Below are 7708 nucleotides of genomic sequence, written 5' to 3'. Positions count from 1 at the left end.
ATCGTGGGTCCGAGCCGCGCCGTCCGCTGCGGGCCTCGGAGGTGCTGCGCGTACTGCGCACCCGGCTCGCCGAGCACGGCGTCGCCGAGGGCGCCTACCGCATCGGCGAGGTCGCCGACGGCGCGTGGTGCCTGCGCCGCGTGGCCCGGGGCTGGGAGGTCGCCCGGCACGCAGATGGTGGGCCCGTCGATCCGCGTTACTTCCCGCGCGCCCAGGACGCCGCCGAGGCCCTGCTCGGCACGCTGCTCCTGCTGCCGGGCAGGTCGCGCCCGAGCGACGAGGAGGACACCGACGAGACCGAGGCGACCCGGGCGACGGACTGGCCGATCCTGCCCTCGCGCGGGGAGCCACCGCTGACGTTCTACCGGCGCAAGCGTGTGCTGACCCTGGCCGAAGGCACCGTGCTCGACCGGTACGGCACCGAGCAGGGCAACCTCGTGCACCCGGAGGGCACGCCGTTCGCGGAGACGTCCCTGACCTTCGAACGCGAGTTCGAACGGCACTCCTACCGCGTCCTGCGCCCGCTGCACGCGCTCAGCGGCGTCACCCGACCGTGGGGCACGCTGCCCGGGGGAGCGGTGGCCTACCTCCTACCGCACACCCTGGCTCATCACGTCGAGACGGGCGCGCTGGAACGGGTCGGCTGACCGGGCCGCGTCAGCCGGTGGGCAGGCCGTAGGCGGCCGAGACCGCGCGTTCGATCTCGCGGCTGTCGATGCCGCCTTCCTCGGCGATGGTGAAGCCGAGTTCGAGAACCAGCAACGCGATGCGGCCGAGCACGGGCAGCGCGTCGGTCTCGCCCGCGTCCTTACGGTGGTAGAGCGGTTCGGTCTCGCGGTCGATCGCACGCCGCAGCCGCATCAGCACGGCCTCCAGGTCGTCCTGCTCCGGAGGCGTGCGGGCAGCGGTGGTCACAGCGGTGGACATGGTTCTCCCTCAGGATCGTGGTGATGCGTCTCAGTGAGTTGGCTGGTCGGTATAGGCGCGCATGTGTTCGGCTAGCGCGGAGACCTCACAGCCCAGTGCGCGGATCGCCTGCGCGTCGTCGGGGGCGGCGTCCTGGAGATGGGCCAGAGCGCCGATGACCCGCCGGGCGTGCCGCCACAGGGACAACGCCACGACCGATTCCGTGCCGGGCCGTACGCACCACTCGGCGGGCCGTACCGAGTCGAGAATGCCGACCGCCCGGTCGTGCAGGTCTTCCACACCTCCACCCGTGCGCTGGCAGATCTCGGCCAGCACGTCGTCCAGCGCCTGCCACTGCTCCCGTGTCACGCGCGCGTGCGTACTCATCGCCACCGTCCCTGCTGGTGTCCGGGCATCGGTGGACATTCGGCGAGACCAAGGTGCGCACGAATCTCCCGGTCACACGAAGGACAGGTCGGTCGCAACCATTTCCCCATGTCCTCGGGGCCGGTGGTGACCACCGACCCGCACAACGCCGGAAACACCACACCCAGATCGAGCGGCGTGCGGTGCGCGTCGTAGGCGTGCCGCAACCCTTCGGCCTGCTGCCACAGATACCTCCGCATCACAACCTCCGGTCATACACGAAAGAGCCGACGAGCGTGACGGTAGGTCGGCAAGGCCCCATGGAGAGGTCCAGTCCGGTACCCGGCGGTGAGGGGGACAGTTCGTCCCCCATCCCTCAGTGCTGGACGCCGAGTCGGGTCGCCAGTTCTCGAGCCTCGCGCTCGATCAGGCGACCGCCGGAGGTGACGAGTTCGGCGGCGAGTCCACGAGACAGCGGGTGGCATCGCATCGATTCACCGCTCAGGGACGTGGCGCGCTGAAGCACGTGCAGTGCGCTCGTGTAGTCCCTGCGCTGGGCGTACGCGCGGGCGGTTTCGAGCCACAGACGCGCTCGACGATCGAGCGACGGAAGGGCGTCGGGATCGACCACGCTGGCCTTGTCGAGTGCGGTCCCGCCCTTACGAAGGCCGACATGCACGGACACGCCGGTCAGTTCCGTATTGGCGCGTCCGAACAGGGTCCATGGGTGCGCGTAACCAGCCGGGAGACGCGCGCCGATCCCATCGGCGTCGTCAAGGTAGCGCAATGCGTCCCCTTCGCGGCCGAGCCGCGCGGCGGTGAGGGCGGCGTGCAGTCGGCACGCACCGAACAGGGCGCGGCTGTCGTCGCTGCCGGTCTCCAGATACGGGGCCAGGAGATCTGCCGCATCGTTGGCCAACCGGAGCGCGTCGTCCTCGCGACCCGTGGCCCGCCACACGTTGCCCACCACCCAGGACGCGGCGGCGAGGCTGTCGGGATCGTCGGCCTGCTCGGCGGCGGCCATGCAGCGGTCCGCCGACAGCCACAACAACGCCGAATCGGAGACCCACGCGATCACCTGCTCGACAAGTGCGTAGATCGCCGTGAGCGTTGCGTAGGCGATACGGCGCTCACGACCGTCGAGCACGCGGGTGGCGTGGCGGGCATCCCGAATCAGCCGCGGCAACAGACGGCCGACGTCCGCACGAGGACTGGCCGAGGAGTGCCACACCCACCACGCGTGGTCGGCCCGTTCGCGAAGCTCGTTCGCATTCGGCACCGCGTCGGTTTCGACAACGAGAAGGGGGCGCTCGACCGCCGCACGGATGGCGGGCACCGCGTCGTGCCCTTCGACCCGGCGTGCCGCGTCGACGAGCGTGGACTGGTCTCCTACCAGCTCGGCGACTCCCGGCAGCCCCAGCGCCTCGGCGATACGCACCAACATCGAGAGGCGGGGCGGCAAGAGATGCCCCTTCTCGACCTTCTTCAGCCAGTCGGCCGATCGTCCGACGAGACCCGCGAGGACAGGACGGGACATCCCTCGCCGCTCACGGTGAGCCTGGATACGCGCGCCGACCGACTTCCCGGCGAGCTCATCAACCTGCACCGCGACCACCCCTTCGCCGAGGAACATCGCCACGAGTCGGCTTCACCGGCCTCTTTCGTGACGTGGTTCACCTCACGGTAGCCATCCGTGCCCGATCACGCACACATCGAACGTGGCACAGCATTCTCCCCGGGCTCGTCGCGCGCTGGAGCACCCGGCTACTCGGCGGGCGGCTCGATGCCCCGCTCGGCGGCCCAGCGGCGCAGCTCCGCGACCGCCTCGTCGTGGTCGAGCGGGCCCCGGTCCAGGCGGATCTCCTTCAGGTGCTTCCACGCCTGGCCCACCAGCGGGCCGGGGCGCAGGCCGAGGATGCGCATGATTTCGTTGCCGTCGAGGTCGGGCCGGACCCGGGCCAGATCCTCCTCCTCGGCGATCCGGGCGATGCGCTGCTCAAGATCGTCGTAGGAGCGCTGCAACGCGGCGGCCTTGCGCCGGTTGCGCGTGGTGGAGTCGGCCCGGACCAGCTTGTGCAGCCGGGGCAGCAGCTCACCCGCGTCGGTGACATACCGGCGTACCGCCGAGTCGGTCCACTCGCCCTTGCCGTAGCCGTGGAAACGCAGGTGCAGGAACACGAGCTGCGAGACGTCGTTGATCACGTCCTTGGGGTAGCGCAGGGCCCGCAAACGCTTGCGCGCCATCTTCGCCCCCACGACCTCGTGGTGATGGAAGCTGACTCCGCCACCCTGCTCGAACCGGCGCGTGGCGGGCTTGCCGATGTCGTGCAGCAGCGCGGCCAGCCGCAGCACCAGGTCCGGCCCACTGGTGGGCTCGTGGCCGGTCTCCAGGTCGATGGCCTGATCCAGCACCGTCAGCGAGTGCTGGTAGACGTCCTTGTGCTGGTGGTGCTCGTCGATCGCCAGGCGCATCCCGGGTACCTCGGGAAGCACGTGTTCGGCCAGGCCCGTGTCGACCATCAGCTCGATCCCGCGCCGCGGCGCCCGCCCGAGCATCAACTTGGACAACTCCGCCTGCACCCGTTCGGGTGTGATGCGGCTCAGCTCGGCGGCCATGTCCGTCATCGCGGCGACCACTCGGGGGGCGGGCGCGAAGCCGAGCTGCGCGACGAACCGGGCCGCCCGCAGCATCCGCAGCGGGTCGTCGGCGAACGACTCCTCCGGGGTGGCGGGGGTGTCCAGGGTGCGCGCGGCCAGCGCCTCCAGCCCGCCGTGCGGGTCGACGAACGACTTCGAGACCACGTCCACCGCCATCGCGTTCACCGTGAAGTCCCGGCGCGCGAGGTCGCCCTCGATGGTGTCGCCGAAGGCCACCTCGGGGTTGCGGCCCACCCGATCGTAGGTGTCGGCGCGGAACGTCGTGATCTCCAGCGTCGTGCCGTTCTTCGCGGCGCCGACCGTGCCGAACTCGATGCCGGTGTCCCAGACCGCCTCGGCCCACCCGGACAGCAGCCGCTGCACCGTCTCGGGACGGGCGTCGGTGGTGAAGTCGAGGTCGGTGGACAGCCTGCCCAGCAGCGCGTCCCGGACGCTGCCGCCGACCAGGTACAGGCGGTGGCCCGCCGCGGTGAACCGCGCGGCCAGGTCGTCGGCGAGCGGGGAGACGCGCATCAGTTCGGCGACCGCGTTGCGCTTGACCTCGGTGAGCCGCTTCGCGGTCGGCGCGGCGCCCGCGCCACTCGTGCGTTCGTTCACCCTGATCCCACTGCCCAACGGTTCCCCTTACTACACGGCTGCCTCGGCTCGGACCCGACAAGCCAGGGTACCGGCGGCCCCGCGTGCTCTAGCATCGCAGCATGCCTGGATCGGCCGGTCGCTCCGGTGGCCCGAAACCGGGACGCCGATCGCGGCGCCGCCGCGGCAAACGGCTGACCACGGTCAACGAGACGTCGGCGGGAGGACTGGTGGTGGACCCCGCGCGGCGGCAGGCGGTGCTCATCGGCAGACTCGACCGCCACGGCACACTGCTGTGGTCCCTGCCGAAGGGGCACATCGAGGACGGCGAGACCACCGAACAGACCGCGGTGCGCGAGGTGAAGGAGGAGACGGGCATTTCCGCGCACGTGCTGCGCGAGCTCGGCACGATCGACTACTGGTTCGTCGCCGAGCGTCGCCGGGTTCACAAGACCGTGCATCACTTCCTGCTCGAAGCCGACGGCGGCGAGCTCAGCGACGAGGACGTCGAGGTCTCCGAGGTGGCGTGGGTGCCGCTGACCGAGCTCGACACCACCCTGGCCTACTCCGACGAACGCAAGCTCGCGCGCCGTGCGCGTGCCCTGCTGGCCGAGAACCGGGTGAACGGGCGGTGAGCCGGGCGGGCGCGGCGGCGCTGGTTCTGTTCCTGCTGGCAACCCAGATGCTGGCGCCGGGTCCGTCGGCCGGAGCACAGCCGTCCGAGCTGCTGCGGATGCGCATCGACGGGATGAGTCCCCGGGTCGCGACCTCCGGCGACGAGACACTCACGCTGTCGGCCACGGTGACCAACACCGGCGACCGGCCCATTTCCGACCTGGTGGCGCGGGTACAGAGCGGGCCGAGGCAGACGGGGACGCCGGAACTCGGCCGTACGCTGACCGACCCGCCGTCGGCCGAGGTCGGGGCCTCCGACTGGGTCGGGGCCGGCGACCGGCTGGACACCGGCGAGAGCGCCACCTTCTCGATCGACGTGGACCTGGCCCGGCTCGGGGTGTCCGACCCGGGCGCGTACCCCCTCCTGCTCAACGTCAACGGCACCCCCGCCTACGGGGGCGCGGCCCGGCTGGCTGCGGCCCACCTGCTGCTGCCCGTGCTCGGCGAGAACGGCGGTACGCAGGGTGCCCAGAACGGCACCGGACCCGCCGCGGTCTCGACGCTCTGGCCGATCACGGCCCGCACCCCCAAGATCGTGGCGGCACCGCACGACGGCCCCGTGGTGCTCTCCGACGACGACCTCGCGCGGGAGCTGGCCCCGGGCGGCAGGCTGCACGCCCTGGTGAGCACGGCCGAGAGCAGGCGGGCCGACGCCGAGGTGTTCGCCTCACTGTGCTTCGCCGTGGACCCGGACCTGCTGGAGACGGTCAACGCCATGAGCACGGGTTACCGCGTGCGCACACCCGACGGTGCCGTCGCGGGGCGCGGCCAGCAGGCCGCCCGCGAGTGGCTGGACGCGCTGCGCGAGCTCGTCGCGGGGCACTGCGTCGTGCAGCTCCCGTACGCCGGTGCCGACCTCGCCGAACTCGACCGTGTCGATTCCGGGGTGAATCTCGTGGGTGAGGCCGTCAGCAACGGGGCGGCCGTGCTGGACCTGCTGCGGCTCGAACCGAAGCAGGGAACGGTGTGGACCAGGGGCGGGCTGACCGACTCCGCCCTGCGCTCCGCCTCCGAGTCGGGCACCACCACCGTGCTCGCCGACCCGGCACGCGTGGAGGAGGGCCTCGGCGCCCCGGGCGGCGCCGGGGGCGGTTCGGAGGGCGAGCCCTCCGGCGGCGGCGTTCGGGTCGTGGGCACGGACCCGCTCGTCACGGCGGCGTTCACCAGCGGCGAGCCGTCCGGGCCGTCGATGGGCACCGCCGAGGGTGCCGTGGACATCGGAACGCAGAACGCCCTGGGCGCGCTCGCGGTACGCGCGGGTGTGGGTGCCGAACCGGCGGGCGGGCCGGTGCTCGTCGCCCCGGTCCGCGGCTGGAACGCGAGCGAGGACGACCTCACCGCGCTGCTCGACACGCTCACCCGCCTCAGCGCGGCGGGCGCGCTGGTTCCGGCTCCGCTGGACGACGCACTCGCCGCGGAAGGCGACGCCGCCGAGCAGAGTGGTGGGTCGGCGAGCCAGTGGCGGACCGAACCCGCCCAGGCGCCGGTGCCGGGCTCGGTGGTCGAGACGCTCTCCGAGGTCGAGACAACGGCGGCCGACCTGCGCGGCGCGATGTCGGTCGACCCTACCCGGCAGGTCGAGCCGGTCAGTCTGATCCAGCCTCTGCACAACGCCGTCGCTCGCGCGGTGTCCACGGCGTGGCGCACGACGGACGCGCGGCGCTCGGCGGCCTCCGCGGCCGAGGCTCAGCTCCAGGCGCTGCGCGACCAGGTGACGGTCCGCACGCCATCACAGCCGGTGTCCCTGGCTTCGGAGTCGAGCCCGCTGCCCATCACCCTGAGCAACAGCCTGCCCGTGACCATCACGGTGCGGGTGGACCTGGGCAACAGCGCCGGGCTACGGCCCGCCGAGATCGGCGACACCCCGCTGGCCGCCGACAGCAGGGTCAGCAGGCTCATCCCGGCCGACACCCTCCGGTCCGGCCGGTTCATCGTGCGCGTGGCGGTGACCACACCGGACGGGACGACCCTGGGCACGCCCTCCCGGATGGAGCTGGTCTCCAGCGAGCTCGGCTCGGTCGCGGTCGTGTTGACCGCAACAGCCGGGGCCGCTCTGCTCCTGCTGTCGGGGTTGCGGATATACCGTCGAGTGAAGGCCCGGGAGGGTCAGCGCGGCTGAGTCAACGCCGTGAATCGGGCTACCCTGGGCCGACGAGGCTGACCACCGACGGATTGGGCACGTGTTGGACGAGCAGTCGGGCAACCCGCCCGAACGCGAGGGCGGCCCCGCGCGTCCCGAGCGCGTGCCGCCCCGTCGTCCCGGGCAGGCGCCACCCCCCACCGCACAGGACCAGGCTCCGCCCCGGCGTCAGCCTCCACCCGACCAGTGGGAGCCGCCGGGCACGCCCCCGGAGAACGGCCACCGGGAGGACCCTCCGCGCGACAACGGCCAGCACCCGCCCCGGGGCAGGCAGGCACCGCCCCCCGCGGGCAGGCAGAACCCACAGGCCGCACCGCCTCGAACGCAGGATCAGCCGGGGCGTCCCCCGGCGGGCCGTCCGGGACAGGCACCTCCAGCGCCGTCCGG

8 protein-coding genes are annotated in these 7708 nt (G+C 72.2%); 3 read left to right on the top strand and 5 right to left on the bottom strand.

What is annotated here, in order from left to right; all coding sequences use genetic code 11:
* Nucleotides 1-647, top strand: a 647-nt coding sequence (locus SACSA_RS21370; RefSeq protein ID WP_019813685.1) for a TNT domain-containing protein, incomplete at its 5' end; no start/stop codon positions are given.
* A gap of 10 nt (nt 648-657) precedes the next feature.
* Here SACSA_RS21370 and SACSA_RS0103950 read toward each other — a convergent pair.
* The 5 genes from SACSA_RS0103950 to SACSA_RS0103935 all read right to left on the bottom strand — a co-directional run bounded on the left by SACSA_RS0103950 (nt 658) and on the right by SACSA_RS0103935 (nt 4527).
* A complete protein-coding gene (locus SACSA_RS0103950) occupies nt 658-927 on the bottom strand; it encodes a hypothetical protein (RefSeq protein WP_019813683.1) in 270 nt (89 codons plus the stop codon).
* 30 nt (nt 928-957) lie between these two features.
* Nucleotides 958-1293: a hypothetical protein gene (locus SACSA_RS0103945; protein WP_019813681.1), complete on the bottom strand. Its 336-nt coding sequence runs from the start codon at nt 1291-1293 to the stop codon at nt 958-960.
* Nucleotides 1290-1532: a zinc finger protein gene (locus SACSA_RS24335; protein ID WP_083940139.1), complete on the bottom strand. Its 243-nt coding sequence runs from the start codon at nt 1530-1532 to the stop codon at nt 1290-1292. The genes SACSA_RS0103945 and SACSA_RS24335 overlap by 4 nt, the downstream gene beginning before the upstream one ends.
* Before the next feature lie 116 nt (nt 1533-1648).
* Nucleotides 1649-2905: a helix-turn-helix domain-containing protein gene (locus tag SACSA_RS0103940; protein ID WP_048876399.1), complete on the bottom strand. Its 1257-nt coding sequence runs from the start codon at nt 2903-2905 to the stop codon at nt 1649-1651.
* 131 nt (nt 2906-3036) lie between these two features.
* Nucleotides 3037-4527 carry a CCA tRNA nucleotidyltransferase gene (locus SACSA_RS0103935; RefSeq protein WP_019813677.1) on the bottom strand — a complete coding sequence of 497 codons (1491 nt, stop codon included), beginning with the start codon at nt 4525-4527 and terminating at the stop codon, nt 3037-3039.
* A 101-nt stretch (nt 4528-4628) separates the two neighbouring features.
* Here SACSA_RS0103935 and SACSA_RS0103930 point away from each other — a divergent pair, with 101 nt between their 5' ends.
* Both SACSA_RS0103930 and SACSA_RS0103925 read left to right on the top strand, forming a co-directional pair.
* Nucleotides 4629-5141, top strand: coding sequence for an NUDIX hydrolase (locus SACSA_RS0103930; RefSeq protein ID WP_028661517.1), 513 nt, complete (start codon nt 4629-4631; stop codon nt 5139-5141).
* On the top strand, nt 5138-7300 hold the full coding sequence (locus tag SACSA_RS0103925; protein ID WP_019813674.1) for a DUF6049 family protein: 2163 nt from the start codon (nt 5138-5140) through the stop codon (nt 7298-7300). The genes SACSA_RS0103930 and SACSA_RS0103925 overlap by 4 nt, the downstream gene beginning before the upstream one ends.
* Nucleotides 7301-7708 lie beyond the last annotated feature (408 nt).

The sequence above is a fragment of the Saccharomonospora saliphila YIM 90502 genome (genome assembly GCF_000383795.1).
In the GTDB taxonomy this organism is placed as follows: Bacteria; Actinomycetota; Actinomycetes; order Mycobacteriales; family Pseudonocardiaceae; genus Saccharomonospora; species Saccharomonospora saliphila.
This window is presented reverse-complemented; position numbering and strand designations above follow the sequence as displayed.